We start from the raw sequence: 25,940 nt of genomic DNA, 5'->3' as shown, positions 1-25,940 counted from the left end.
CGATCAGGGCGAGATGATCCGGTCGCGCATGGCGATCATCACGGCTTGCGTGCGGGTTGTCGCGCCGAGCTTCTTGCAGCAGTTCTTGACGTGCGCCTTCACGGTGCGCGCCGAGATCGTCAAGGCGTCGGCAATCTCCTCGGTGGATCGCCCGATCGCAGCCAGTGTCAGCACCTCGCACTCACGCAGAGACAGCGCGAGTGTTCGTGCCTCGGGCTGGCCGCGCAGTGCCAGCGCCCGGTCGAAGGCATAAAGCGCCATGAGATGGAGGGCCGGCAAATCACGCTCCGGCAGATCGATCTCGCGGCCGCCGAAGAACACCTGACCGATGCGGTTGGCGGGTGAAGCGATCGGGACCATCACGCCGTCGAGCAGGCCGAAGTCGCGGGCGCGGCGGACCAGTTCGACCGCGCGCGGCTCCCGGGTCGGATCGAACGGCGCTTCCCTGAACCATCGGAACGGGCGCAGCGTCGTCTTGCAGTAGCGCAGCGCCGGATCGTCCCAGACGAACTGCTCGGTGGAATACATGTCCAGAAAGCCGGGCGGCAGCCGATGGGCGAGAACGGCCTCGCGCGGGGCCTCGGTCGAGAGCGGCGCGACATAGGCGCAACAGAACTGGTCGGGGCCGTACTCGCCGAGCATGCGCCCCATGGCGTCCAGGACACTCGCGGTGTCGGAAAGCGCCTGCACCGTCTCGATGAACTCGAACGCGCGGCTGCGGATCACATCCATCGCCGATCCTCCGATCTAGCCTTGAGGGATCGGCGCTACGCTACCTTTCCATATCCCGAGTTTAGGGCACCATCGCGGGGCCTGCAATCTCACGCATGTTCCAGCCGGAGCCTGGTTCAGCGATTGGGCGACGCCGCCAGCCGGTCGCGCACCTCGGCTGCGATCTCGAACGAGCGCAGCCGCGCGGCGTGGTCGTAGATCTGCCCCGTCGTCATCAATTCGTCCGCGCCGGTCTCAAGGATCAGTGCCTTCAGTTTCTCTTCGACGACGCCGGGCGAGCCGACCGCGGAGCAGGACAGCGACTGGCCGACGCCCGCCTTCTCCGCCGGCGACCACAGCGCGTCCATGTCGTCCACCGGTGGCGGCAGCGGACCGGGCGTGCCGCGGCGTAAGTTGATGAACTGCTGCTGCAGCGAGGAGAACATGCGCTGCGCTTCCGCATCGCTGTCCGCGGCAAACACGTTGACGCCGACCATCGCATAGGGCTTGTCGAGCTGCGCCGAGGGCTCGAAGCGCGCGCGATATTCGCGCAGCGCCGGCATCATCATCTGCGGCGCGAAATGCGAGGCGAACGCGAAGGGCAGGCCGAGCATGGCCGCAAGCTGCGCGCCAAAGGTGCTCGAGCCCAGGATCCAGAGCGGCACCTTGGTCCCCATGCCGGGCACGGCGCGGATCGCCTGGTTCGGCTGCACGTCGCCGAGCAGCGCCTGCAATTCCAGCACGTCATGCGGAAAATTCTCGGACGTGGTGGCAAGGTCGCGCCGCAGCGCCCGCGCCGTGAACTGGTCGGTGCCCGGCGCCCGCCCGAGCCCAAGATCGATCCGCCCGGGATACAGCGACTCCAGCGTGCCGAACTGCTCGGCGATGACCAGCGGCGAATGGTTCGGCAGCATGATCCCGCCGGATCCGACGCGGATCGTCTTGGTCCCGCCCGCGACGTGCCCGATCACCACCGACGTCGCTGCACTCGCGATGCCCGTCATGTTGTGATGCTCGGCCAACCAGAACCGCTTGAAGCCCCATTTCTCCGCATGCTGGGCAAGATCGAGCGAGTTGCGAAACGCCTGCGACGCATCGCCGCCCTGACGGATGGGCGCGAGATCGAGCACGGAGAAGGGGATCATGCGAGGATACCGGTGAGGGGCGCAACGCGCCGGGCCTCCATATGTAATACCGTCGGGCCCGAATGTTAGCGTTGCGGTGTCGGTTCAACACGGGCGCAATTGTGCCATTCGGAATTGTCGCGGGTGACCGGCGAACCGCCCAGACAACGTTTTTGACCCAGCGGACTTTCAGCGTGGGCTTGACTTACGTCAACATTCGACACCTGGCTTTCCAACATTGGTTGCTTCGATGTCCTTCTGGAGAGGTATCATGGCCGATCCGACCAAGCTCTCGGTTGAGAAAGCGCTCGAAAAGATACGTCAGCGCGACGAGCCGAAATCAGAGAATTCACGCCTCGATGAAAAAACCGACGCTCTCAATGAAGAGATCAAACGCATGAGAGCACAAAGGCTCCGCCTTGAACGACAACAGGGCAAGCGTGGCTGAATAGCGTGTAGGATGGGTAGAACACTTGCGAAACCCATCATGTTTCGTCATCGAGGCAAGGCCTCGATGGGTTTCGCTTCCGCCTTCGCCCTTTGAGCTACGGCGGACAAGTCGCTCTACCCGTCCTACGAAGCTGTCTGAGTGGTCCGCACCTCCGTTCACAACACTGTTATTGCGACCTGTTGCGCCCTTTGTCCCAACTGGGCGTTTTGCGCCTGTTGTTGTACCCTCAGCAAAGCCATTGCCTGGGCGCCAGGAGGAACTGACATGACCGTGGTCGTCTTCAACCGCCGCACCCTTCTCGCCGCCGGCGGCTCCGTCCTCGCAACCGGGGTTTTCGCAAGCGGGTTTCCCGGGCTGCTGTTGCCGGCCCGCGCGGACGGCCTCGCACCGACCGAGTCGATGTCGGGCGGAGCGAACAACTATCGCAAGGGCGCGGCGATCGTGGACCGCATCGGCAAGGGCGGCTTCTGGATGAGCGGCACCGTCCGGCGCGCCGGCGACGGCGCGCCGATGGCCGGACAGCGCATCCAGATCTGGGCGCATACGATTGAAGGTCAGGAGCACGAGCCGCAGAGTCACGGCGCCACGCTCACCGACAAGGACGGCAAGTTCCGGCTCGAGATGCCGCAGATCATTCCGATCTTCGGCCAGCCGCATGGCCACCTCGCCTATGACAGCGGTGAGTTCAAGACCGTCTTCCTGCGCCCGGTGATGCGGAGCGCGAAGGAGACCAGCCTCGAGGCGCACTTCGTCCTGCAGCCGGCCTGACCGGGCCAGCGAATGACGCGGTGGAAATTGGCCCGGGTGATCCTGATCTGGGCCGCTCTTGCCTTGGCCATCGGCGTGCCGATCGCGCTTGCTGCGGCAAGCGAGCAGCTCGCATGGCGCGGTCCGGTCTACATCCTCGCCGGATTTGCCGGCATCATTGCGCTAGGCCTCGTGCTCGTTCAGCCCCTGCTGATCGGCGGCTATTTGCCGCCGCTGTCGGCCTATCGCGGACGGCGCGCCCATCACTGGATCGGCGGCGCGCTGGCCCTTGCGATCGTGATCCATGTCGCCGGCCTCTGGATCACCAGCCCGCCCGACATGATCGACGCCCTGACCTACACATCGCCGACGCCGTTCTCTCCCTTTGGCGTGACCGCCATGTGGGCGATCTTCATCGTCGCGCTGCTGGCTCTGCTGCGCCGGCGCTTGGGATTGCGGCCGCGAACCTGGCGCTTCGTTCACATGCCGCTGGCGATCGTCATCGTCGCAGGCAGCGTGGTCCATTGCCTGCTGATCGAGGGCACGATGGAGACGATCTCGAAGGCGGCGCTGTGCGCGCTCGTCCTCGCGGCAACCGTGAAAGTCATGATTGACCTGCAGGTGTGGCGAAAGCGGCGGGCGTTGCGCGGAGATGCGCGCGCACACGCGATCACGGGGCGCCGGCCCGGATAGTTCGTAGCCCGGATGGAGCGAAGCGCAATCCGGGACGACTGCGTTCGCGACCGATGGTCCCGGATTACGCTCACGCTCCATCCGGGCTACGCGACTTTCAAGCAATGCCGGGCGCTGTCAGCGCCAATCTGCTCTGCTTGCCGCAAGTAGCGACGGGGCGTATCCTTGCGCGATGACTGTCACGGCCCCCGATCTGAAAGCGTTCCTGCTGGCGACGCCGTTCTTCGGCGGTCTTCCGGATCCGAGCCTCGACCTCCTGATCTCGATGCTGGTCGAGTGCCGCTTCGATGCCGGAACAATCGTCGTGGCCGAAGGCGAGCCGGGGCAGTCAATGTTCATCGTCAAGTCCGGACGGCTGGCAGTGAGCAAACGCACGAATTCAGGGAGCGTCGTCCCGATTTCCCGTCTGGCGCCTGGTGATTTCTTCGGCGAGATGACGCTGATCGAAATGCAAAATCGCTCGGCCACGGTGGTCACGGAGAGCCCGACCGTGCTGTACGAGCTGACGGCCCGAAAGCTCTACGCCTGCTACAAGGCCGATATCCACGCCTATGTGATCGTCCTGCAGAACATCAATCGCGAGCTGTGCCGACGGCTGCGCCGCTCCGACGATCGCTTCGCCGGGCAGCGGGCGAATGATGGCAATTGATCACGCGTAGGATGGGTAGAGCACTTGCGAAACCCATCACGTTTCGTCACGAGCGACATGCTGATGGGTTTCGCTTCGCTCTACCCATCCTACGGGCTCCGCTCCGCCCGTCCTGCGAGCTGGACGTCACGACTTATCGTGCGCGTACTTCTCCAGGAGCAGCCGATTATATTCGTCTCTTACGGCTCTCTTCGAGACATGCCCTTTTCGGTCCTTGGCAATCCTCAGAAGATCAGGATCAGTCGGGGCCCGTGACTTCCGCCTGAATCTCGCAAAGAGTGGGGTCGTAGGCGCCGACGTCCTTCCAAACAGCCCGTCAAACCATCCCATTGTGTCCTCCCGGACAGAACGCGAGGTATGAGACTATCACTATGGAGGGCAAACGGACAGTGCGACTGCATCTTCTCGAAAAGCTCGCCAGCGCATGGTCCGCTATGGGGCAGGCCTTGAGCAGCTCGAGTGTCGGTAAGGGGTAGGCCGCGGTTCAGGCGCGTCGATGAGCCGCAACTCGTGGCTTCGCTGCAAGTCCCCTGAAGGCGCCGGCAATCCCGCCGCGTATGCTCAGGTCGTGGCCGGAGAGATCCGGACGCAGGGAAGCCTGGCTCGGCTACAGCAACGCCATCGAGTGCAGCGAGTTTCTATGAAAGCCGAAGGCAACCAAGCCCGACAGAAGCAGCACAGTCCCAGTCACGATCAGGCAAAACGCAAACACTATCGGAGCCTCTGGTTCGTCATGAATGAGAAGACGATAATAGATAAAATTTTACCGACAATCGAAAGGAAGAATTAACCTTACCTGCGCGGCCCAACAGCCACGAGGACAATCAGGTCTTGGGACGTGTCGGCCTGTGTTCTCAATGCACGCCAATCTGACCCGTCGGGCAAAACACCCACCTCCCGCCAAAACCCCGTCAACCCCCTCCCGCAAAGATATTCCGCTTTACCGAAATTCGGATTTGCGGCACTATCCCGCCATCCCGGTCCCCGGAGAGGGGCGATCGTACGTCGTAACGAACGTGGATCGGGGTGCGGTGGACGCGGCAGCGCCGGGCACGTGAAGGCGGGACCAGGGCGAGATGAACCTCGTGAGGTCCTTGCTCCGTGCGGACGGACGGCGCGGTGTCCGGCGAAGCTACTAAAGCGAAGCCGGGCCGACGCGTACGGCAAAACCATGTGGTCCTGACCGTCGTTGCTACGGTCAAGCCTTGCGGAGATGTTTTGAGGCTCAACCGGGCCTGGAGGCATCGCCAATTCGCGAGGTGACGGAGGCCAGAAGGAACTCGGCTCCGGGGAGAGCAGGCATACGCCGTCAAACCATCGCGCAGGGAAGGCCGTGTGTTGGGCTTCACCTGTATGCCGCTGTGCAAGTTTTTTGCGTATGCTTTCGCACAGTGGACCGTGGGTGCCAGCCGGCACCCGGCCTTCCCTGCGCCCTCTTCACAGAGGAGGGCGAAAGAGAAGAGCAAAACTCGGGCGTCAGATGCCGCGAGAACGCCGATTCATGTCTGATTGAACGAAGAGAATGGTGCTGCCAGACAGGATTGAACTGTCGACCTCTCCATTACCAATGGAGTGCTCTACCACTGAGCTACGGCAGCATGTGCTGGGATCAGAATCGGCCGCCACAGGGGCCTACCAAGCGGGCCGATATCTGCCACAAGCCCCCCTCCTGTGCAAGCTTGCTAGCCCCGTCAAAACGAGAAAATCGGGCCGATATCGGGGCCGAAATGCCCGTTTTCGCTTGAAACGGCCGACTTTCCGCCGATTAGAGGGCGATATCCCGCCCAACTGGCCAGTTGGCCCGGGGGGCGGATTCGATCCATTTCGAGTTTCGCACGATCGGATCGCGCTCGCCTCTTGAGCTGCCATGTTCGTTGGGCATGTTATGGCCGATCGCTGCGATGGACTTTTGATGACTGACCGGAACGACAAGAGCACGAGCCAGAGTTCGAAACAGGGCCGGGGATCCCGGGACGACCGGCTGAAATCGGCGCTGCGCGAGAACCTGAAGCGGCGGAAGCTGCAGGCGCGCGAGCGCGCGGCAAGCGCTGACCCCTCGCAGAACGACGAAGGTTCCCTAAATGAGGGGACCGCCGGCAAGACCGGCGCTTGAAGACCGGCAGCTAGATTTTTGAAATGAGCGGGAATGACGATGGCGCAGGACGAGGTGCAACGAACCGACCGGGAGGCGCTGATGGCGCAGTTCACGCGTCCCGAGCAGACCTTTCCGACGCTGATGCAAGTCGAGATCGAGCGCCTGCGCCATTTCGGCGAGCTCCGGCACTATAAGGACGGCGAATTCCTGTTCGAGACCGGCAAGCCCGGGCCCGGCATGTTCGTGGTGCTGGCCGGCCACGTCGCCATCTCCCAGCGCGACGGTCTCGGTCACGTCACCCCGGTGATCGATCAAGGACCGGGGCAGTTCCTGGCCGAGCTCGGCCAGCTCTCGGGCCGGCCGGCGCTGGTCGACGGCCGCGCCGAGGGCGATGTCGAGGTGCTGCTCGTCCCGCCGGACCGGCTGCGCGCGCTGCTGGTGGCCGAGGCTGAGCTTGGCGAGCGCATCATGCGCGCGCTGATCCTGCGCCGGGTCAATCTGATCCAGGGCGGCATCGGCGGCCCCGTGCTGATCGGGCCGTCGAACTCGGCCGGCGTGGTGCGCCTGCAGGGCTTTCTCACCCGCAACGGCCAGCCGCATCATCTGCTCGATCCCAGCAGCGAGCATGACGCCGCCGAGCTGATCGCGCGCTATTCGCCGAAGCCGGAAGATTGGCCGCTCGTCGTCACGGCCGGCGGCACGGTGCTGCGCAATCCCAGCGAGACCGAGCTCGGTCGCGCCATCGGCATGATCGGCGGGGCCAAGGACGGCCGCATCTACGATGTCGCCATCGTCGGCTGCGGACCGGCAGGGCTCGCGACCGCGGTCTACGCGGCCTCCGAAGGTCTCTCGGTCGCGGTCGTCGACACCCGCGCCTTCGGCGGCCAGGCCGGCGCCAGCGCGCGCATCGAGAATTATCTGGGGTTTCCGACCGGCATCTCCGGCCAGGCGCTGGCGGGCCGCGCTTTCACCCAGGCGCAGAAATTCGGCGCGGACATCATGATTCCGATGTCGGTGAGCTCGCTGGATTGCTCGCGCGCCAACGGCACCTTCGCGCTGGCGCTGGATTGCGGCGACACCTTGCGCTCGCGCGCGGTGGTGGTCGCCAGCGGCGCGCGCTATCGCCGCCCCGAGATCGCGAATCTCGACAAGTTCGAGGGCCGCGGCGTCTGGTACTGGGCCTCGCCTGTTGAGGCGCGGCTCTGCGCCGGTGAGGAGGTGGCGCTGGTCGGTGCCGGCAATTCGGCGGGCCAGGCTGCGGTGTTCCTGTCGGGCCATGCCAAACGCGTGCTGATGATCATCCGCGGCGGCGGCCTGGGCGCCAGCATGTCGCGTTATCTCATCGAGCGCATCGAAGCGACGCCGAACATCGAATTGATGTTCAACACCGAGATCACCGCGCTCGAAGGCGACGAGACCTCGTTGCTGCGGCGCGTCCGCTGGAAGAGCCGGCTGTCGACGGATGAGGATGAAGCCGACATCCGCAACCTGTTCCTGTTCGTCGGCGCCGATCCCGCCACCTCCTGGCTGCACGGCTGCGGCGTGACGCTCGATCGCGGCGGCTTCGTCGTCACAGGCGCGCAGTCCGAGCTGAACCAGGGCAAGCTGGTGGCGCCGCTCGAGACCTCCGTGCCCGGCGTCTACGCCGTCGGTGACGTCCGCTCCGGCTCGGTCAAGCGCGTCGGCGGCGCCATCGGCGAAGGCGCCCAGGTCGTGGCCTCCCTGCACGGCTATCTCGGCGACGCCGCAAAACCGGCGCTTTAGTCAAGGAGAAGGCAAGGGAATGGCAAGCCGAATCCGGCTTGCCATCTTGCCGACAACTACAGACTATCCACTCGTCGCGAGGCCAATCGCGCGCGGAAAAAACAGGATTCCCAAGGGAGGACTCAATGGCTGAAATCGTCGTGCTGTACAAAACACCCAAGGATGCTGCGGCCTTCGACAAGTACTATGCCGAGACGCACATTCCGCTCGCGAAAAAGCTTCCCGGCCTGAAGAAATACGCCGTCAGCAAGGGACCCGTCGCATCTCCCGCAGGTCCTTCCGGCATCCATCTCGTCGCCATTCTCACCTTCGACAGCGTGGCCGACATCCAGGCCGCATTCGCCAGTCCGGAAGGCAAGGCGACCGGCGCCGACGTGCCGAAATTCGCCAGCGGCGGCGCCGACCTCCTGATCTTCGACACCAAGGACGTGTGAGGGATCGATTCAACTTTCGTCGAAAGCCTGCTGTCGTTTGCGACAGCGCTGCAAAAAATTCAGCCATGCGTTTGTCGATTCGCACGATGACGCATGGCTGTGCGCAAGCCTGTGACATTGCGTGTGTAGCCATCCAATGAGGACCGTAATACCATCTCGCTGTTTCCCCATGGAGAGAGTGAGATGTTTGGATTGAGCCTGTCTGCCATTACACTGATCCATGTCGTCATCAGCCTGATCGCGATCGTCGCCGGCTTCGTCGTGATGTTCGGTCTGCTCGGCTCGAAGTCGATGCCCGGCCTCACCGCGATCTTCCTGCTGTTCACCATTCTCACCAGCGCCACCGGCTTCCTGTTTCCGTTCAAGGAGCTGCTGCCCTCGCACATCATCGGCATCATCTCGCTGGTGCTGCTCGCGGTCGCCTGCCTCGCGCTCTACGGCATGAAGCTCTCCGGCGTCTGGCGTCCGGTCTACATCGTGACCGCGATGATCTCGCTTTATTTCAACGTCTTCGTGCTGGTGATCCAGTCGTTCCTGAAAGTGCCGGCACTCGCCGCGCTTGCGCCCGCCGTGCCGCCGGCGCCGCCCTCCGGTCCGGTGTTTGCCGTGGTGCAGGGCATCGTGCTGGTGTTCTTCGTGGTGCTGACGATCGGGGCCTGGCGCCGCTACAAGCCCATGGCGTTTGCCTGATCACACGATTCTCATCGCCGCAGGCCGGTGCGAGGTCTCGACCTCGTATCGTCGCACGACCATCTCCGCCTCGTCGGCTCGCGTCTCGCGGGCCCCGGACCGATTCTCACTGAAGGAGCCCTCCAATGCCCACCATCACCACCAAAGACGGCGTCGAGATTTTCTACAAGGACTGGGGCGCGGGGCAGCCGATCGTGTTCAGCCATGGCTGGCCGCTGTCGTCGGACGATTGGGACGCGCAGATGATGTATTTCGTCACGCGCGGTTATCGCGTCATCGCTCATGACCGCCGCGGTCACGGCCGCTCGGCGCAGGTCGCCGACGGTCACGACATGGATCATTATGCCGACGATCTCGCCGCGCTTACCGCGCATCTCGATCTCAAGAACGCCATCCATGTCGGCCACTCCACCGGCGGCGGCGAGGTCGTGCACTACATCGCGCGTCACGGCGAGAGCCGCGTCGCGAAGGCTGCGATCCTCTCGGCGGTGCCGCCGCTGATGGTGCAGACCGCGGCCAATCCCGGCGGCCTGCCGAAGAGCGTGTTCGATGATTTCCAGGCCCAGCTCGCCGCCGGCCGCTCCGCATTTTACCGCGACATCGCGGCGGGCCCGTTCTACGGCTACAACCGCCCCGGCGCAAAGCCACTGGAAGCGGTGATCGAGAATTGGTGGCGCCAGGGCATGATGGGCGGCGCGAAGGCGCATTACGACGGCATCGTCGCGTTCTCGCAGACCGACTTCACCGAGGACCTGAAGAAGATCAACGTTCCCGTGCTGGTGATGCACGGCGACGACGACCAGATCGTTCCCTATGCCGATTCGGCGCCGCTCTCGGCCAAGCTGCTCAAGAAGGGCATCCTGAAAACCTACAAGGGTTTTCCGCACGGCATGCCGACCACCCACGCTGAAACGATCAACGCCGACCTGCTGGCGTTTTTCAAGGAGTGAGCGGGACGCGACTCCTACCCTCCCCCTCCAGGGGAGGGTAAGCGGCTCACTTCAATATCGCCCGGATCGCATCGAAGGTGCGCTTCACGAACGCCTCCGGCTTTTCGCGCACACCCTCGCCGATCCAGCTCTCGCCACCGACGCGCATCGCGCCGGTCGAGATCATCGCGACGAGCCGCGCCTTCAGCTGGTCCGATTTGTTTCGCGCACGCCGTGCAAGCCCTTCCGCCAGCGCGCGCTCGAGCTTCTCGTATTTGAGCTGGTCGCGGGCGTGGAGTGCGGGATTGTCGCGCTTGAGCCGCGACATTGCGGCGGCTTCCGCGGGATCGATCCGCTTGACTGCCGCTGCGATCGCATTCTCCGCCGCGGTCAGCATGGATTCCTCCGCGGGCCGTGCCAGGATCTCGGTGACCAGCGCGGCCGCGGCGTCCTCCTGCCAGGCGGAAACGACGTCCTCCTTCGACGCGAAGTAGTGGAAGAAGCTGCGGCGCGAGACGTCGGCCGCCGCCGCGATGTCGTCGATGGTCGTGGCCTCGAAGCCGCGCTCCAGGAACAGCGCCATCGCTGCGCGGGTCAGCCGCTCGCGAGTCTCCTGCTGCTTGCGCTGGCGCAGGCCGGCAGAGGGCGCCGATTTTGCGGCCGCTGACAATGGCTTGGCGCCTTTCCTGACCGCTTTCGAAGCCTTCAAATCATTTCACCTCTTGCAAATTTGCACTCAGTGCACATTTAGACCCGTCGCGGGCTTTTTGTAAGGCCGAACGGAGACACGGCATGACCGACTGGACCACGGCAGACATTCTCTCCCTCAGCGGCAAGACCGCGGTCGTGACCGGCGCCACCGGCGGGCTCGGTTACGAGACTGCGATGGCGCTGGCGGGCGCCGGTGCCATTGTCATACTCACCGGGCGCAGCGACGCAAAGGGCCTGCGGGCGATCGAGAGCATTTGCGAGCGGTTTCCCAACGCCTTGATCGCCTATGAGCATCTCGACCTCGCCAGCCAGTCCTCCGTCGCCGATTTCGCCAGGCGCTTTGCCGCTGGCAACGAGCAGCTCGATCTGCTCGTCAACAATGCCGGCGTGATGGCGCTGCCGAAGCGGCAGCAGACCGAGGATGGTTTCGAGATGCAGCTCGGCACCAACTATCTCGGCCATTACGCGCTGACGGCGCGTCTGCTGCCGCAGCTTCGCCGGGCGAAGGCGCCGCGTGTCGTCAATCTCTCCAGCCTTGCGCACCGCTCCGGCGCGATCAATTTTGACGATCTGCAAGGCAGGCATTCCTATCGTCCCTGGCGGGCCTATTGCCAGTCCAAGCTCGCGATGCTGATGTTTGCGCTGGAGTTGCAGCGCCGCAGCCTCGCCGCCGGCTGGGGTGTGACGAGCCTTGCCGCCCATCCCGGCTATGCGCGGACCGATCTCATTTCGAACGGGCCGGGCGCCAACACATTCCAGTGGCGGGTCGGCCGGTTGCTTCAGCCGTTGATGAGCCAGTCCGCGGCCGAGGGCGCGTTGCCGACGCTGTTCGCGGCGACCTCGCCCGGTGCTGAACCGGGCGGCTATTACGGTCCGAACGGATTTTACGAACTGAAGGGGGCGCCCGCGCCTGCGCGGATCATGCCGCAGGCGAAGGACTTTGCCGCGGCTGCGATGCTGTGGGATGTCTCGGCAACGCTGACCGGTGTATCCTTCGACGAGATCGCGGTCGCTGCATGAGCCGCGACATTGTTGGGGACGTCGCGATGCGCGTGATCATCTTCGGCGCGACCGGCATGGTCGGGCAGGGCGTCTTGCGCGAATGCCTGATCGATCCCGGGATCGAGCGTGTGCTCGTGGTCGGGCGTAGCCCGACCGGCGTGCGCGACGCCAAGCTCGCCGAGATCATCCACGATGACTTCCTGAACTATTCAGCGATCGAAGCCGAGCTCACAGGCTTCGACGCCTGCTTTTTCTGCCTCGGCGTCTCCTCGATCGGCATGAGCGAGGAGCGCTACCGCCACCTCACCTACGACCTCACGCTCGCGGCCGCGACGACGCTGGCGCGGCTCAATCCGCAGATGACCTTAACTTACGTCACCGGCGCCGGCACCGATTCCACCGAGCAGGGGTCGCGGATGTGGGCCCGGATCAAGGGCAAGACCGAGAACGATCTCCTCAAGCTGCCGTTCAAGGGCGCCTACATGTTCCGGCCCGGCGCAATCCAGCCGCTGCACGGCGCCCGTTCCAAGACTGCCTGGGTGCAGGCCGTGTATACCGCAACCTGGCCGCTCTGGTCGGTGCTGCGCCGGATTTCGCCCAGGCTCGTCACCTCGACCGAGCAGATGGGCCGCGCCATGATCCATGTTGCCCGGGAAGGGTATCCACGGAAGGTGCTGGAGATGGAGGATATCAATAGCATCTAGCCGGCCGGCCCGTTAGTTGTGAGGAAATTTCGGCGCCTGCGCGCGTTGAGCCCCGTCCGCCCTGAAGGAGAAGCGCCGGCGATGTCTCCCCAGCTCAAAATGATCGCGCTCGATGCCGACGACCTCGCCGTGATCTCGGCCCATGTCCAGGACGCCCGCGTGCAGGCCTCGGACATCATCTGGCGGCAGGGCGAGAAGCGCCTGGTGGTCGGAATGAGCCGGCTGGACTGGGAGCAGACCCTGGACGGCGAGACCGAGCCGCGCCGGCTGGTCGCCGCGCTCCGCTTCGACCGCGTGCTCGCCTGCAAATCGCGCAATATCGATTTGGGCGCGCTGGACAAGGTTCTGGACCTCGTCGGCATCGAGTTTCACCCCCAGGACGGCCGCGCCGAGGAGCCCGGCGGCAGCGCCCTCCTGCTGTTCGCCCAGGGCGGCGCCATCCGCCTCGACGTCGAATGCCTGGAATGCGAGCTGACGGATCTGGGTGCGGACGACCTGGGGACGGGCGTGGAGGTCGAAGGGGAGGGGTGAGGTGGCCTACAGTGTCGTCCCGGCCTAGTGCGCGATTGCGCACGGGGGCCTGGACCCATAACCCCAAGGCTTTGTTGTTGAAACGAGATGGGGCTCCGATATGCCCAATAATTACCGCCGGTGGATATGGGTCCCGGCCCCCGTGCGCAATTGCGCACTAGGCCGGGACGACACCTTCCAAGGGTTGACGGCGGGGGGCCGCCGCGCCATTGAGCAGGGGGCCCGGGTGAGCCAATCCGCCCCAAAGACCAGCCGGAAGCCAAGCCAAAATGCCCGTCCGTCTCGACCGCAGCAGCGCCGATTTCGACCAGCGATTCGCGGCCTTCCTCGCCGCCAAGCGCGAGGTTTCGGCCGACGTGGAGGCCGCCGCGCGCGCCATCGTCGACGATGTGGCGAAGCGGGGCGATGCGGCGCTGCTCGAGGCCACCGCAAAATTCGACCGGCTGAAGCTGGATGCATCCGGCCTGCGCGTCACCGCTGCAGAGATCGATGCTGCGGTGAAGATTTGCGATGCCCCGACGCTGGACGCGCTCAAGCTCGCGCGCGACCGCATCGAGACCTACCACAGCCGCCAGCTGCCGAAGGACGAGCGCTTCACCGATCCACTCGGCGTCGAGCTCGGCTGGCGCTACACCGCGATCGAATCCGCCGGCCTCTACGTCCCCGGCGGCACCGCGGCCTATCCGTCGTCGGTGCTGATGAATGCGGTGCCTGCGAAGGTCGCTGGCGTTGCGCGCCTCGTGATGGTGGTGCCCTCGCCAGACGGCAAGCTCAATCCGCTGGTGCTGGCGGCAGCCCATCTCGGCGGCGTCACCGAGATCTACCGCGTCGGTGGTGCGCAGGCCGTGGCCGCGCTCGCGCACGGCACAGCGACCATCGCGCCGGTCGCAAAAATCGTCGGGCCCGGCAATGCCTATGTCGCCGCCGCAAAACGGCTGGTGTTCGGCAAGGTCGGCATCGACATGATCGCCGGTCCCTCCGAGGTGCTGGTGATTGCCGACGACACCGGCAACGCCGACTGGATCGCCGCTGATCTCTTGGCGCAAGCAGAGCACGATGCCAGCGCGCAATCGATCCTGATCACCGATTCGGCGCGGCTTGCCGCCGATGTCGAAAAGGCCGTCGAGGCGCAGCTGAAGACGCTGCCGCGCGCGGCGATCGCAGGCAGTTCGTGGGCCGATTTCGGCGCCGTCATCATGGTGAAGAATCTCGCCGACGCCATCCCGCTCGCGGACGCGATCGCGGCCGAGCATCTCGAGATCATGACCGTCGATCCCGACGCGCTCGCGGCAAAGATCCGCAATGCCGGCGCGGTGTTCCTTGGGGCCCATACGCCGGAGGCGATCGGCGACTATGTCGGCGGCTCCAACCACGTGCTGCCGACGGCGCGCTCGGCGCGATTCTCCTCAGGCCTGTCGGTGCACGACTTCATGAAGCGCACCTCGATCCTGAAATGCGGCCCGGATCAGCTCCGCGCGCTGGGACCTGCCGCGATGACGCTCGGCAAGGCGGAGGGACTGGATGCCCATTCGCGCTCGATTGGATTGCGCCTCAATCTGTCATGACAAAGCCGCCCGAACAGGACGACTCCAGCAATCGCATCGTCGCGGTCACCCTCGACGAGGAATCGATCGGCCGTTCCGGGCCGGACATCGAGCATGAGCGCGCGATCGCGATCTACGACCTGATCGAGCAGAACCTGTTCGCGCCCGATGGCGCGGACGGGAAGGGGCCGTTCACGCTGCATATCGGCATCACCGGCAACCGCCTGATGTTCGACATCCGCCGCGAGGACGGATCGCCCGTGGTCGCGCATCTGCTCTCGCTGACGCCGTTCCGGCGGATCGTGAAGGACTATTTCATGATCTGCGACAGCTACTACCAGGCGATCCGCACCGCGACACCGGACAAGATCGAGGCCATCGACATGGGCCGCCGCGGCATCCATGACGAGGGATCGCGCACGCTGCAGGAGCGGCTGAAGGGCAAGGTGCGGGTCGATTTCGAGACCTCGCGCCGGCTGTTCACGCTCATTACCGTCCTTCATTGGAAGGGCTAAGCGCGATGGCGGGTCCGCCACGCGCACGCGATCCGCAATCGGTGCTGTTCGCCTGCGCGATGAACAGCGTGCGCTCGCCGATGGCCGAGAGCCTGCTGCAGCACATGTTTCCGCAAGGTCTCTACGTGAAGTCCGCCGGGGCGAGGAAGGGCGAGCTCGATCCCTTCGCGGTCGCCGTGATGGGCGAGCTCGGTCAGGACATCTCTAGCCACAAGCCGCAGACCTTCGAGGAGCTGGAGGATTGGGAGGGGCTGAATTTCGACCTCATCATCACGCTGTCGCCGGAGGCGCACCACAAGGCGCTGGAGCTGACCCGCACGCTTGCCGCCGATGTCGAATACTGGCCGACCCAGGATCCCACTACCATCGAGGGCAGCCGCGACCAGAAGCTCGCCGCCTACCGCGAGGTTTGCGACCAGCTCCTGCTGCGCATCCGCCGGCGGTTTGCCAAGGTCGGCGCGGCGAGCGGGTAGCATCCGGCGGGCGTAACACCCGCGTCACAGACTGAGGGCACAGCGATGTCGGACACCTCGAATAAGCAAAGTCCGGGTTCCCGGGTTGTGAAATCAGCCCCCTTCCGATAGGTTCCGCGCGCAATTCACCCCTGCCTCATCCCCCAAATCACCTGATGCTCGGCCGCCCCAAATTCGTACTTGCCTCCGGTTCGCCGCGACGCCTGTCGCTGCTCAACCAGGCCGGCATCGAGCCGGACGCGCTCCGGCCGGCCGACGTCGACGAGACGCCGCGGCGGGGTGAGCTGCCGCGCGCCTGCGCCAACCGGCTCGCGCGCGCCAAGGCCGATGCGGCACTCAAATCGGTGCAGCTCGACGACGAGCTGCGCGGCTCCTTTATCCTCTCCGCCGATACGGTGGTGGCGGTCGGCCGCCGCATCCTGCCCAAGGCCAATCTCGTCGACGAAGCCGCGCAGTGTCTGCGGCTGCTGTCGGGCCGCAACCACCGCGTCTACACCGCGATTTGCCTCGTCACCCCGCGCGAGGCCTTCCGCCAGCGCCTGGTCGAGACCCGCGTCCGCTTCAAGCGCCTCTCGGAGGACGACATCCAGGCCTATATCGGCTCCGGCGAATGGCGCGGCAAAGCCGGCGGCTATGCCGTGCAGGGCATCGCCGGCTCCTTCGTGGTCAAGATGGTCGGCTCCTATTCCAACGTGGTCGGCCTGCCACTCTACGAGACCACGACGCTGCTGGGCGGCGAGGGGTTTCCGATCCGCTTCGGCTGGCTCAACTCCACTGCGGTGTGAGCGCCAGGCCGCCGACAAAAACCTCGAAAACAACCCCATGCACAGTAGAATGGCCTGGCCGGGTCCGGGCGGCGGTGCACGCGCCGGTGCTCCAGGAACCCGTTCGCCGACAGGCGCTTGAACTCCCTCACCCCGTGTAAGCTGCGCATCTCATGGACGACCAGGTCAACAAGCCCGCCGGGCCGCTCAAAACCTGCCCGATCTGCGGCAAGCCGCAGGCGCAGGCCACCCGCCCGTTCTGCTCCTCGCGCTGCCGCGACGTCGATCTGAACCGCTGGCTGAAAGGCTCCTACGTCATCCCCGGCCGCGACGACGAGGCGGATGATGTTGAATAGTCAAATGATTTCAATTATTTAAGAGAATGGCCAATGCGCCGCGCGCCAGCCGCGGCCAGCCCGCCCCACCTTGTGCACAGCCGGGCCACCCCCCGCGAAGCCAAAGGCGAAGCGTGGGTGGACAGGCAGCTCTCGGCCCACTATAAACCGCCCGCTCGATGGGCTTTGGCCCCTCTCTTGGAGCACGCCCAGGTAGCTCAGTTGGTAGAGCATGCGACTGAAAATCGCAGTGTCGGTGGTTCGATTCCGCCCCTGGGCACCATTTCCCCACCATTCGGTATAAAACCGCGAGCCATTGCAGGGCTCTCGCAGGCCTGTTCGGTCCCCGATCGGCATCTGCGGCGGTGTCGTCGCCGACGCCTCAGCGGATAGCAGCCTGCCGCTCCGCTCCGTGTCGCCTGGGCGCCACTTCGACCGCCGAAGCCAAAAGGGTCGGCTGGAGCAGGACCGTGAACTCTTCGAGCGATACCGGCGGAGAGAAAATATAACCTTGGGCCATGGTCGCGCCGTTTTCGGCCGCGAACCGAAGGTCTTCGGCCGTTTCGATGCCTTCTACGACCGTTTCAAACCCCAATTCGTCCGCAAGTCCGAGCGCGAGGCGAAGGATCGTCTGCTTCTCGCGGTCTTCCGCGACACCCGCGACGAGCGTGCGATCGAGCTTCACGGCGTCGAAGGGGAGCCTCGCCAGCGTCGAAAGATTCGAATAGCCGGCTCCGAAATCGTCCATTGCGAAGCGTATGCCCAATTGCCTGAGCAGGCTTATTCTCTCGCGCACGACATCAGGATTGCGCATCGCGACCGACTCTGTGACCTCGATCTCGAGGTGTGGCGGCGGGAAGTCGGCCTTGCGAACGGTCGTGACGATATCCTTGATGAACAGCGGGTCCTCGATTTCCGTCGCTGCGACATTGACGGCGAGCACGAGGTTTGAGCCGGCCCGGATCAAGCCCCCGATTTCGGCGAGCGCGCGCCTGAGCACAAAGCGGTCGATCTCCATGATGAGGCCGATCTCTTCCGCGATCTTGATGAAGCGCTGAGGAGGAATGTTGCCCTCCTTCGGATGATGCCAGCGCGCCAGCGCCTCCACCCCGACGATGCGGCCATCCACGCAGGACACCTTGGGCTGGTAATGGACGATGAGCTCTTCATTGCGGATCGCCAAGGCGAGATCGGTTTCGAGCGCATGCCGGGCACGCGCGACCTCTGCAAGATCCGGAGTGAAGAACGCATGGGTATTGCGTCCCGAGCTCTTCGCGACGTACATCGCAAGGTCGGCGCGGATCAGGAGATCGTCATAGGTCGTGCCGTGGGTGGGCCAGATCGCAACGCCGATGCTGACGCCGATGGTCGCATGGTTGCTCTGGAGCTTGAACGAAACCTGCAGCGTGTCGATCATCTCGCGGGCACAGAGGCTCGCGGCCTCGACCGTCTTCACCCCGGCGATGATGGCGACGAACTCGTCGCCCCCGACCCGGGCGAGCAGACTTTTGCCGGCAGCGACCTTGGACGTCAGCAAATTGCTCAAGCGCTCGGCCACCATCTTTAGCAGCTCGTCGCCAGCCTTGTGCCCGAAAGTGTCGTTGATGGATTTGAAGCCATCGAGGTCGAGGAAGAACAGCGCTCCGCCTTCCTCAGCGTCGATGAGCGCCGGCGCATCGAGGCGCATCTTCTCCCGATTGGGAATGCGGCTCACCGTATCGTAGAAAGCGAGCTGACGAATTCTTCGCGTGCTGGCCCGCAAATGCGTCAGCATTCGCTCGAATGCGAGGCCGAGGCCGCGAACCTCGCCGATGCCCGTTGCGCGGAACGGAACGTCGAGATTGCCTCCCGCGATTTCCTGGGCGGTCTTGGCGAGCGCCGAAAGCCCTTTCGTGATGTGCCTCACGGCGACCAATAGCGCGATGACCAAGGCACCGAGCGCCAGCGCCGCGGATGCCAGGAACTGCCACATCAGCGAACGGGTATGGGCGGCGCCGATCTGGAACATCTGATCGCGTGTCGTCGTCACGAGCGATGCGCTCGCGAACGTACACACCTTGAGCGTCGCCTCATATTCGACACAGCGCGCGACGTAGTTGCCGTCATCCGAGCGCTGCAGCCCGCCCAAACGCGTCCTGGCGCTGCTGAATTTCACCCCTTCAGGCCCCGCGGACGACACGATCTCGTTGTCTCCCGTGATGATGACCACGCCGGCATTGGCTAGCGAAGTGAAGTTCTCGAGAGTCCCTTCCGTCCGCCCGAGCGGTCGGATGGCGACAAGCGCGCCGATGAGGTCGCCGAAGTCGTCGAACACGGGCTCGATTGCGGTGTGCGCTATGGTGTGGCGCTGCGGCAGGCCAAGCGCTGACAATTCACCTGATTTGAGCTCATAGGTGCCTTCCTCACCCCGCGGGTGCGAGCGGCTATTGTGCTTGAGGATCGACCTGAGATTGACAGAGAGGTCGGTCCCCTCGATGGCCCCGTTCAGAGCGAGGAGGTCGAGGGGCGTGTTGGCACCGATCACGCGGCCGGTTTCGTCGAAGGCGATCAGCCTTTCGAAGCCGGAGGTCGAAGCAACTATGCTGAGCAGCTCGCGGATCGTCACATCGTTGTTCGAGGCGACCGCCTTGGCGACATCGGCGCGCTGAGCGATCTGACGCAGGCGTGATGCGGTTTCTGCGCCGAGGACCTCGATTCGCGCGCGCGCCAACTGCGCCTCGCCGTCGAGGCGATGAGCGAGCTGGTCTTCCGAGAGTTCACCCAGTGCCGCAGCCTGCTGCCCCAGTTGCTGCTGCAGGCGTAGCGCCGTCAAGCCACCGATGAGGCCGAGCCCGAGCACGCCGGTCGCGAGCACGACGGCAACAAGGCGCATGGCGATAGACGAGGGGAAACCTGGAACCCCGGACGGAACGGCCCAACGACGCCAGCGGAGCGGCGCCTTCGATGCCTTCGTCATATCGGTGTCAGTCGCCACTACTGCCAGCATCCTGAACTTGCGGGGACCGATCAAATGTCGCTCGCTGAGGCCCCCACTGACTTGTCTTCCAGGCGCCGAATTTAGGCGAGTGAAACCCTCTAAATCGTCTATTTCTCGTCTATTTGTGCCTAGTTAATTACCAATTGGTTTTTCGAAACCATCAGATTGTGTACTTTCACTTTCTGTTCGCCACGCTGATGATTCCAAAAGGCACGGCGTTGCGACAACAGAAGGTTTAGGTTTCTTTGCCAGATTGTGCACCTCGTGGTTCGAAGGGGTCTGCAATGGCATTTTCGAGGATAATGGCAGCCCTTTTGGGCCTTTGCCTTGCGGTGGTGAATGCCGCTGGCGCCGAAACACGCAAGCTCGACATCGTCGGGACCGGAGACGGCATCGATGTCCTGCGCGCCATCGCCGCGAGCTTCATGCAGCAGGAAGGATCGGCACAGGTTGAGGTCCCGCCGAGCATCGGTTCTGGCGGAGGCATCGCGGCCGTGGGGTCCGGTAAGGCGATCTTAGGGCGCGTCGCACGCCGCCTGACCGACGCCGAAGCGGCTTCCGGGATGGTCTACAAGGCGATCGCCCGTCTCCCCTCAGCTTTCATCGTCCATCCCGGCTGCGGAGTGAGTGCCGTCACAAGCGCTCAGCTCGTTGCGATCTATTCGGGCCGCGTTGCGAATTGGAAGGAGCTGGGCGGCGCCGATATGCGCATCCGCGTCGTGCGGCGCGAGGACCAGGACAGCACTCTCACCGTGCTACGGGCCAGCATGCCCGGCTGGCATGATCTCGAGATCACCGAGAAATCGAAGATAGCAACGACCACACAGGAAGCGATCGAGACGGTTCGCGAAGTTCAAGGCGCGATCGGCTTCGGTCCTTTCTCGCGGCCGTTGGAACAGGGTCTCACGGTGCTTCGCGTGGACGGCCACTACCCGACGGACGCGGATTATCCCTCGAGCGTGGTGCTGGCGCTGATCTATTTGAATACGTTGCAGGATCCGGACGCCCTGGCCTTCCTGCGGTTTGCCGATGCGCAGAAAGCAGCCGACGTCATCACCAGCCTCGGTAGTCTGCCCGTCAAGCCGTGAGGCGCCGGGGCTCGGCGGCCGCCGACGCTGCCGAACTCGGCATCGGCTCACAGACCGGGGCGATGAGGCTGCTCCCGGCTTCGCCATAGACGGGTGACTTTGTCCATCAGCGATGGGGCTTGAGAGCTCGGCAGGAAAGGATCGGCGTAGCACTGCGCATTGGCCGAGTGCGCCTTGTTCTTCACGATCTCGACGAGACCAACGGGGCCGGCGACGTAGACCGTATCCTCCAGCCCAAGCAGGGGCAGGTAGTGCGATGGGCGCCCGGGCCTGATCGGCAGGGTAGACCCGACCTCCGTCGTCGCAATGACGTCGCGGACACCGTCGTCGATCAGCCACTGCAACGAGGGAAGCATATAGAGATTATCGACATCCCGGCTGCCGGCGACGACCGCCATCTCGCGGTTGCGCTGGGTCGAGCGCGCCGAGCGGGCGAGCGCCCAGATCGGGGCCCAGCCTGCTCCGCCGGCGACCAGCACCAGCGGCCCCTCGCCCTGTCGCAGATAGGCTTGTCCGAAGGGGCCTTGCACATGCGCCGCATGGCCTAGCCTGATGGCTTTGCCGAGCTGCCCCGACACGGTGCCGTCGGGCAGGCACCGGATGTGGAAGACGAGTTCGACTTGCTTGAAGGAACCATCGAGCCTGAAGGTCGGGCTGAACTCGCGCGCAGGATAGCCGGAAAACTTGACGCGCACATATTGGCCCGGCCGAAACTCGAGCGGCGCTGAGGTCGTCAGCACGACCTCGGCGATCTCCGACGAGAGCTGGTTGATCTCGGTGACGGCGCCCGCCCGCTTCACCGGTAGCGGCAGTTCTTCGAATTCGATCTCGGCATCGCCTGCGACCGCTGCCTGGCAGGCGAGCACAGTGCGGCCATGGCCCGAGCCGCCGTCATCGACCGAGCCCGAAACGACCGTCACCCGGCAGCTCTGACATTGTCCCGATCTGCAGTCGTGTGGAACGAGAATTGCGCCGCCGAGCGCCGCGTCGATCAGGCTTTCGCCGGCGCGGGCTTCGACGGGCTTGCCGTTGATGACGAGCCGACAATGCCTCTTCATCGCGAGGCCTCTAGGCGCTGCGAATGTGGGCGAGCAGGCCACTGCTCGCCCACCCAGAATGCGATGCGCGGGTGAGGGCGACGCCAGGCTTCAGCAGAGCCGCGCCGCAGTAGCCTCCGGTCGAGCCCTTCGCCCGTCATGAGACGCCTATTTCTCCGACACGACACGCACCGGACGGTTATGACTCGCATGCCGCGTCTGTGTATGGTCGAAGACAGCGACCCACATGTAGAGATCGCGGCCTGGCACGAAGGCTTTGTCATATCTGCCATCGCTTTTCATGTTGCGCGTCAGCTCGAGCGTCCAATGTCCGTTGCTCCATTTTGAAACCCCGGCGACATTGGCTCGCTCTCCTTCGGTGTCGCCGGCAATGATCACGCCGGGCAGGATCGTGCCGACGGGAATCCTCGCGTCGGCCTCTGGAGTGTAGGGTTCGCTCTCCCCGTCGAACATGTACCAGCGGCCGTTCTCGTCGTCGCTGCTGTTGGGATTAAGATCGAATTTGCCGAGGGCCGCGACTTGCGCCTTCAAGTCCTTGGGAAGCCGCAGAACCGTGACGGGCCCTTTGTCGTCCCGGTGGATGAACTTGAAGTTATACGAATAAAGAGAGCGGCCAGGCTTATTCCAATAGCCGCCCTGATAGCGGGCATCGTAATTCTGCTCGGCCAGGGTCGGGGCGTAGGGCGGGCCGATATATTGGCTGTCGACGCGCCCGAGCATGCCCCCGCGCGATGCCTTCCACTGCCACATGTCTATGTAGCTGCCATCCGTCGTGAAGTGGAAGCCCCGGCCGTTGATCGGCATCGGTTTGCCGGGCAGCGGGTTGGCGCCGAGATCCGTCGCGCCTGCGCCGCCGAGCGATGGATTATCCGAGAAAATGACCGCCAGCTTATCCTCGTAGAAGTCGGAGGCGTCTTGCAGACCCGCACGCTCGTCGAGGGCGTGCCAGCCATCCTCTTGCTTGATGATCGGAATGCGGCGGAGGGAGCGCGTGGGATCCTCCCAGCGGAAGGCAAAATAGATCTTCTGCCCGTCGTGCAGGGCGCGCACCTCCACGAGCGATTCGCCCGATCCGCCGAGATTGGCACCTTGCTGCGTGCGAATGAAGACGGGGAGCGCGCGCGACCAGGCGGGATCTCCCATGGCGCCGTCGAGCTTGGGCGCGGCGCTCACCCGCGCGATGACGAGCGTATCGCGCGTCGCCCAGTCGAGCCCGGCGACGCCGCACGCGACGGCCACCCCGATTGCAGCGGCGATGAGAAGAGGCCTCGGCCGTACGGCCTTCGTGATCGCGAGCGGCGTCGGCCGAAACACCCGGAAAATCTGCTGCCAGCCGCCATAGAGATAATGCGCGGCGACATGCGCGAAGATATAGACGAGCGCGACGAAGGCGGCGGTCGAGTGGAGATAAGCCCACCAGCCGCCATAGCCGAGATACATCATGACGCCCGTCCCCGTGAGGAAGATCACGAGCGCATAGGCGAACCAGTGCAGGAAGACGTTGACGGCTCCCCACTTGAGGCGAGCCGGGGCGCGCATCGCGAGGATGCGCGTCTTCTTGGGGCTGTTGCGCTCGACGAGGCCGCTGCGCGCGAGGTAGGCGACGTAGGCCGACCCGCAGAAGAAGACGGCAAGCCCGGCGAGGAAATGCCAGGAAAAGATCTCGCCCTGCGGCAGGACCGGAGCAAGCCATTTCGAGAAGGGGGCGTGCAGCGCGTCCGCTGCGATGCGTATGCCGGTAACGAGGCATATGACGAACGCGAGCGCGATTGCCCAATGGAGGATGATCGTCCCGACATCGGTGCGTGGCGGGCTTTCTCGAGTCTTGGTCTGAGCGAGGCGTCTCTCGGTCAAGGCATCGGCGTTCGTTCGAGCGGTGACATCGTTCATGGCACAAAGCTTACCCACGGTAAACCAGCAGTTGCGCCGGAAAGGCTGCGAAGCATTGGGAATTTGGCGAGGTGGGCGTGGTCGCCGAAGAAGCCAAGGCGACCGGCAACGATCATTATCCCAATCAATGCGGTCGGCCAACGAGCCGCCCTCGGGGCCTGCGCCAGTCTCGAAGCCTGGTCTCCAATCCTGCTTGGCTCTGGTGCTGGGCAGCTCAGAGCGCGGCCGTGGCGCGGGCCGCCAAGCCGCGTCCATCATAAGCTCTGAGCTGCTGCCGGTTTGACGGACACCCGGTTAAGCTAATCCCACCTTGCGCTCGAACTCAACCGGGCTGAGATAGCCGATAGTCGAGTGCCTGCGGGTCGTGTTGTAAAATCGTTCGATGTAGTCGAACACATCGGCGCGTGCCTCGTCTCTGGTTCGATAAATCTTGTTAGCTGTACGCTCGGTCTTGAGCGAGGAGAAGAAGCTCTCCATCGCCGCATTGTCCCAGACATTGCCGGAGCGGCTCATGCTGCAGACGATGCCATGGTCGGCCATCAGGCGCTGGAACTGCTCGCTGGTGTATTGGCTGCCCTGGTCGGAGTGATGCAACAGCGCATCCGGCTTGCCGCGTCGCCAGACGGCCATCAACAATGCGTCCGCCACAAGCTGTGCCGTCATGGCGGCACTCATCGACCAGCCCACCACGCGGCGTGAGAACAGGTCGATCACCGCCGCCACGTAGAGCCAGCCTTCGGCCGTCCAGAGATAGGTGAAGTCGGCGATCCACTTCTGGTTCGGCCGTTCGGCGGCGAACTGCCGGTCAAGGAGGTTCGCCGGTACGGTCTCGAGCTGTCGATCGTCGCTGTCCTTCGGCAAGCGCCGACGTCGCGGCCGCGCCCGCAGGCCTTGCAGGCGCATCAGCCGCTCAATCCGGTGCAGGCCGCAGTCAGCCCCACCGGCGAGCAGATCGCGCCAGACCCGGCGCGCGCCATAGGTGCGGTCGCTGGCGACAAAGCTGGCCTTGACCTTGCCACCGAGCTCCTCGTCGCTGCGGGATCTGGCGCTGGGAGAGCGGTTCAGCCAGGCATGGAAGCCCGACCGCGAAACTCCCAGCGCATCGCATAGCCATGCCACCGGCCAGATCGTCCGGTGCTTCGCGACGAAGGCGAACTTCATGTCGCTTCCTTCGCGAAGTAGGCTGCGGCCTTTTTTAGGATATCCCGCTCGGCCTTCAGCTTGGCGACCTCACGGCGCAGCCGGTCGATCTCCTGCTGCTCCGGCTTCATCTGCCCGTGGCCGGGAAAGGCTTGCGCCGGGTGGGAGCCGAACTCCTTCACCCATTTACGCAGAACGTTCTCATGAACGTCCAGGTCACGGCCGGCTTGCGCCACCGACACACCACGTTCCCGAACCAGCTTAACCGCCTCGACCTTGAACTCGCGACTGAACTTCCGTCTCTTCATCGCCCACCTCCGGCTTCATGAAACACCTAATCTCGGTGTCCATCAAACCGGCAGCAGCTCACTCGGCGGAAACCGTTGGGAGCACGTAGTTAGCCGATGCTCCCGCGAAAATTGAATTTATATAGCAATTTCAATTATATATGAGTTCGTGGTTTGCGCTGACTGGCGCTCGACCATCGCGCTGCTCGCTCCTGAACCAGATCCCGCCCGCCCATTCCTGGCACTCCGCTTGCTCAGTCGGGACCAATCCAGGCCCCAGCAGAGGTGGCCGTTTCAGGTTGAGGCAAGTGATGCAGGAAGTGTCCCGTTCTGGTGCTGGTGAACTCCAGCTTGATGCGTTGATCGCCGATTTGTGGTGGCGTGTTCGGCTGCTGAACACCGACATTCTCGAGGAAGAAGCGAGAACCGGGGTGTTCGACGTGAACCAGTCGACCTATCCGCTGCTCGCGGCCAATCTTCGCGCGCGACGCGACAATCTGGTGTCGACGATCGGCGTGCTCGAGCAGCGTGCGAAATCGATGTCGGAAGCGGCTTGAGCGCGGCCTTCGGCTGAGGGCCGCGATCAGCGGCCCTCATTCCCGCGACCGCCCGCACGATGCACGCACATTCCCTG

General features: G+C 64.3%; 26 protein-coding genes and 2 tRNA genes. 20 read left to right on the top strand and 8 right to left on the bottom strand.

Going from position 1 to position 25,940, the window contains the following annotated elements:
• Window positions 1–3: 3 nt before the first annotated feature.
• Both QA649_RS40535 and QA649_RS40530 read right to left on the bottom strand, forming a co-directional pair.
• Window positions 4–732, bottom strand: a complete 729-nt coding sequence (locus QA649_RS40535) for a LuxR family transcriptional regulator (protein ID WP_283022035.1) — start codon at window positions 730–732, stop codon at window positions 4–6.
• A 116-nt stretch (window positions 733–848) separates the two neighbouring features.
• On the bottom strand, window positions 849–1,856 hold the full coding sequence (locus tag QA649_RS40530) for an LLM class flavin-dependent oxidoreductase (RefSeq protein WP_283022034.1): 1,008 nt from the start codon (window positions 1,854–1,856) through the stop codon (window positions 849–851).
• A 250-nt stretch (window positions 1,857–2,106) separates the two neighbouring features.
• On the opposite strand from QA649_RS40530, the gene QA649_RS40525 reads away from it, so the two are divergent.
• The 4 genes from QA649_RS40525 (at window position 2,107) to QA649_RS40510 (ending at window position 4,375) form a co-directional block, all read left to right on the top strand.
• Window positions 2,107–2,283, top strand: a complete 177-nt coding sequence (locus QA649_RS40525; RefSeq protein ID WP_192859540.1) for a hypothetical protein — start codon at window positions 2,107–2,109, stop codon at window positions 2,281–2,283.
• A gap of 267 nt (window positions 2,284–2,550) precedes the next feature.
• On the top strand, window positions 2,551–3,054 hold the full coding sequence (locus tag QA649_RS40520; RefSeq protein ID WP_283022033.1) for a Twin-arginine translocation pathway signal: 504 nt from the start codon (window positions 2,551–2,553) through the stop codon (window positions 3,052–3,054).
• A 12-nt stretch (window positions 3,055–3,066) separates the two neighbouring features.
• A complete protein-coding gene (locus QA649_RS40515) occupies window positions 3,067–3,726 on the top strand; it encodes a ferric reductase-like transmembrane domain-containing protein (RefSeq protein WP_283022032.1) in 660 nt (219 codons plus the stop codon).
• Window positions 3,727–3,898: 172 nt separating this feature from the next.
• Complete coding sequence (locus tag QA649_RS40510; protein ID WP_283022031.1) at window positions 3,899–4,375, top strand: cyclic nucleotide-binding domain-containing protein; 477 nt, start codon at window positions 3,899–3,901, stop codon at window positions 4,373–4,375.
• Between the two features lie 1,523 nt (window positions 4,376–5,898).
• Here the strand turns inward: QA649_RS40510 and QA649_RS40505 are convergent.
• A tRNA-Thr gene (locus tag QA649_RS40505) sits at window positions 5,899–5,973 on the bottom strand.
• Window positions 5,974–6,287: 314 nt separating this feature from the next.
• Here QA649_RS40505 and QA649_RS40500 point away from each other — a divergent pair.
• The 5 genes from QA649_RS40500 to QA649_RS40480 all read left to right on the top strand — a co-directional run bounded on the left by QA649_RS40500 (window position 6,288) and on the right by QA649_RS40480 (window position 10,308).
• Complete coding sequence (locus QA649_RS40500; RefSeq protein WP_283022030.1) at window positions 6,288–6,488, top strand: hypothetical protein; 201 nt, start codon at window positions 6,288–6,290, stop codon at window positions 6,486–6,488.
• 39 nt (window positions 6,489–6,527) lie between these two features.
• Window positions 6,528–8,234 (top strand): FAD-dependent oxidoreductase, encoded by a 1,707-nt coding sequence (locus tag QA649_RS40495; RefSeq protein WP_283026209.1) that lies wholly within the window; start codon window positions 6,528–6,530, stop codon window positions 8,232–8,234.
• 125 nt (window positions 8,235–8,359) lie between these two features.
• Window positions 8,360–8,668 (top strand): EthD family reductase, encoded by a 309-nt coding sequence (locus QA649_RS40490; RefSeq protein WP_035706504.1) that lies wholly within the window; start codon window positions 8,360–8,362, stop codon window positions 8,666–8,668.
• Window positions 8,669–8,851: 183 nt separating this feature from the next.
• A complete protein-coding gene (locus QA649_RS40485; RefSeq protein WP_283022029.1) occupies window positions 8,852–9,358 on the top strand; it encodes a hypothetical protein in 507 nt (168 codons plus the stop codon).
• A 125-nt stretch (window positions 9,359–9,483) separates the two neighbouring features.
• Window positions 9,484–10,308 (top strand): alpha/beta hydrolase, encoded by an 825-nt coding sequence (locus QA649_RS40480; protein WP_283022028.1) that lies wholly within the window; start codon window positions 9,484–9,486, stop codon window positions 10,306–10,308.
• A 46-nt stretch (window positions 10,309–10,354) separates the two neighbouring features.
• Here the strand turns inward: QA649_RS40480 and QA649_RS40475 are convergent, their stop codons facing one another.
• Complete coding sequence (locus QA649_RS40475; RefSeq protein WP_283022027.1) at window positions 10,355–10,996, bottom strand: TetR/AcrR family transcriptional regulator; 642 nt, start codon at window positions 10,994–10,996, stop codon at window positions 10,355–10,357.
• A gap of 83 nt (window positions 10,997–11,079) precedes the next feature.
• Here QA649_RS40475 and QA649_RS40470 point away from each other — a divergent pair, with 83 nt between their 5' ends.
• From QA649_RS40470 to QA649_RS40430, 9 genes are all read left to right on the top strand, one after another.
• On the top strand, window positions 11,080–12,018 hold the full coding sequence (locus tag QA649_RS40470; RefSeq protein ID WP_283022026.1) for an SDR family oxidoreductase: 939 nt from the start codon (window positions 11,080–11,082) through the stop codon (window positions 12,016–12,018).
• Between the two features lie 26 nt (window positions 12,019–12,044).
• Window positions 12,045–12,704 (top strand): NAD-dependent epimerase/dehydratase family protein, encoded by a 660-nt coding sequence (locus QA649_RS40465; protein ID WP_283026208.1) that lies wholly within the window; start codon window positions 12,045–12,047, stop codon window positions 12,702–12,704.
• An 81-nt stretch (window positions 12,705–12,785) separates the two neighbouring features.
• A complete protein-coding gene (locus tag QA649_RS40460; protein WP_026312525.1) occupies window positions 12,786–13,235 on the top strand; it encodes a DUF2948 family protein in 450 nt (149 codons plus the stop codon).
• Window positions 13,236–13,504: 269 nt separating this feature from the next.
• Entirely contained in the window at window positions 13,505–14,800 is a 1,296-nt protein-coding gene (gene hisD, locus QA649_RS40455) for a histidinol dehydrogenase (protein ID WP_283022025.1), read from the top strand.
• Window positions 14,797–15,294: a UPF0262 family protein gene (locus QA649_RS40450; RefSeq protein WP_283022024.1), complete on the top strand. Its 498-nt coding sequence runs from the start codon at window positions 14,797–14,799 to the stop codon at window positions 15,292–15,294. The genes hisD and QA649_RS40450 overlap by 4 nt, the downstream gene beginning before the upstream one ends.
• 5 nt (window positions 15,295–15,299) lie before the next feature.
• The gene (locus tag QA649_RS40445; RefSeq protein WP_283022023.1) at window positions 15,300–15,767 is read left to right on the top strand and encodes a low molecular weight phosphatase family protein; all 468 of its coding nucleotides are present in this window, start codon (window positions 15,300–15,302) and stop codon (window positions 15,765–15,767) included.
• Between the two features lie 155 nt (window positions 15,768–15,922).
• Window positions 15,923–16,552 (top strand): Maf-like protein, encoded by a 630-nt coding sequence (locus tag QA649_RS40440; RefSeq protein WP_018646418.1) that lies wholly within the window; start codon window positions 15,923–15,925, stop codon window positions 16,550–16,552.
• A 152-nt stretch (window positions 16,553–16,704) separates the two neighbouring features.
• Window positions 16,705–16,887: a DNA gyrase inhibitor YacG gene (gene yacG / locus QA649_RS40435; protein ID WP_283022022.1), complete on the top strand. Its 183-nt coding sequence runs from the start codon at window positions 16,705–16,707 to the stop codon at window positions 16,885–16,887.
• Window positions 16,888–17,073: 186 nt separating this feature from the next.
• Window positions 17,074–17,149: transfer RNA gene (locus QA649_RS40430), tRNA-Phe, on the top strand.
• 99 nt (window positions 17,150–17,248) lie between these two features.
• Here QA649_RS40430 and QA649_RS40425 read toward each other — a convergent pair.
• Window positions 17,249–19,738 carry an EAL domain-containing protein gene (locus tag QA649_RS40425; protein ID WP_283022021.1) on the bottom strand — a complete coding sequence of 830 codons (2,490 nt, stop codon included), beginning with the start codon at window positions 19,736–19,738 and terminating at the stop codon, window positions 17,249–17,251.
• 389 nt (window positions 19,739–20,127) lie between these two features.
• Here QA649_RS40425 and QA649_RS40420 point away from each other — a divergent pair, with 389 nt between their 5' ends.
• Window positions 20,128–20,931: a substrate-binding domain-containing protein gene (locus QA649_RS40420; RefSeq protein WP_349254056.1), complete on the top strand. Its 804-nt coding sequence runs from the start codon at window positions 20,128–20,130 to the stop codon at window positions 20,929–20,931.
• A 47-nt stretch (window positions 20,932–20,978) separates the two neighbouring features.
• Here the strand turns inward: QA649_RS40420 and QA649_RS40415 are convergent, their stop codons facing one another.
• The 3 genes from QA649_RS40415 to QA649_RS40405 form a co-directional block, all read right to left on the bottom strand.
• A complete protein-coding gene (locus QA649_RS40415) occupies window positions 20,979–21,989 on the bottom strand; it encodes a 2Fe-2S iron-sulfur cluster-binding protein (protein ID WP_283022019.1) in 1,011 nt (336 codons plus the stop codon).
• Between the two features lie 147 nt (window positions 21,990–22,136).
• Entirely contained in the window at window positions 22,137–23,879 is a 1,743-nt protein-coding gene (locus QA649_RS40410; protein ID WP_283022018.1) for an ethylbenzene dehydrogenase-related protein, read from the bottom strand.
• A 294-nt stretch (window positions 23,880–24,173) separates the two neighbouring features.
• A protein-coding gene (locus tag QA649_RS40405; protein ID WP_283022017.1) for an IS3 family transposase occupies window positions 24,174–25,327 on the bottom strand; the annotation gives its coding sequence in 2 pieces (ribosomal slippage) (window positions 24,174–25,078 and window positions 25,078–25,327; 1,155 coding nt in all).
• A 290-nt stretch (window positions 25,328–25,617) separates the two neighbouring features.
• Here QA649_RS40405 and QA649_RS40400 point away from each other — a divergent pair.
• Window positions 25,618–25,863, top strand: a complete 246-nt coding sequence (locus QA649_RS40400; RefSeq protein WP_283022016.1) for a hypothetical protein — start codon at window positions 25,618–25,620, stop codon at window positions 25,861–25,863.
• Window positions 25,864–25,940 lie beyond the last annotated feature (77 nt).

Source organism: Bradyrhizobium sp. CB1717, from assembly GCF_029714325.1.
GTDB lineage: Bacteria > Pseudomonadota > Alphaproteobacteria > Rhizobiales > Xanthobacteraceae > Bradyrhizobium.
This window is presented reverse-complemented; position numbering and strand designations above follow the sequence as displayed.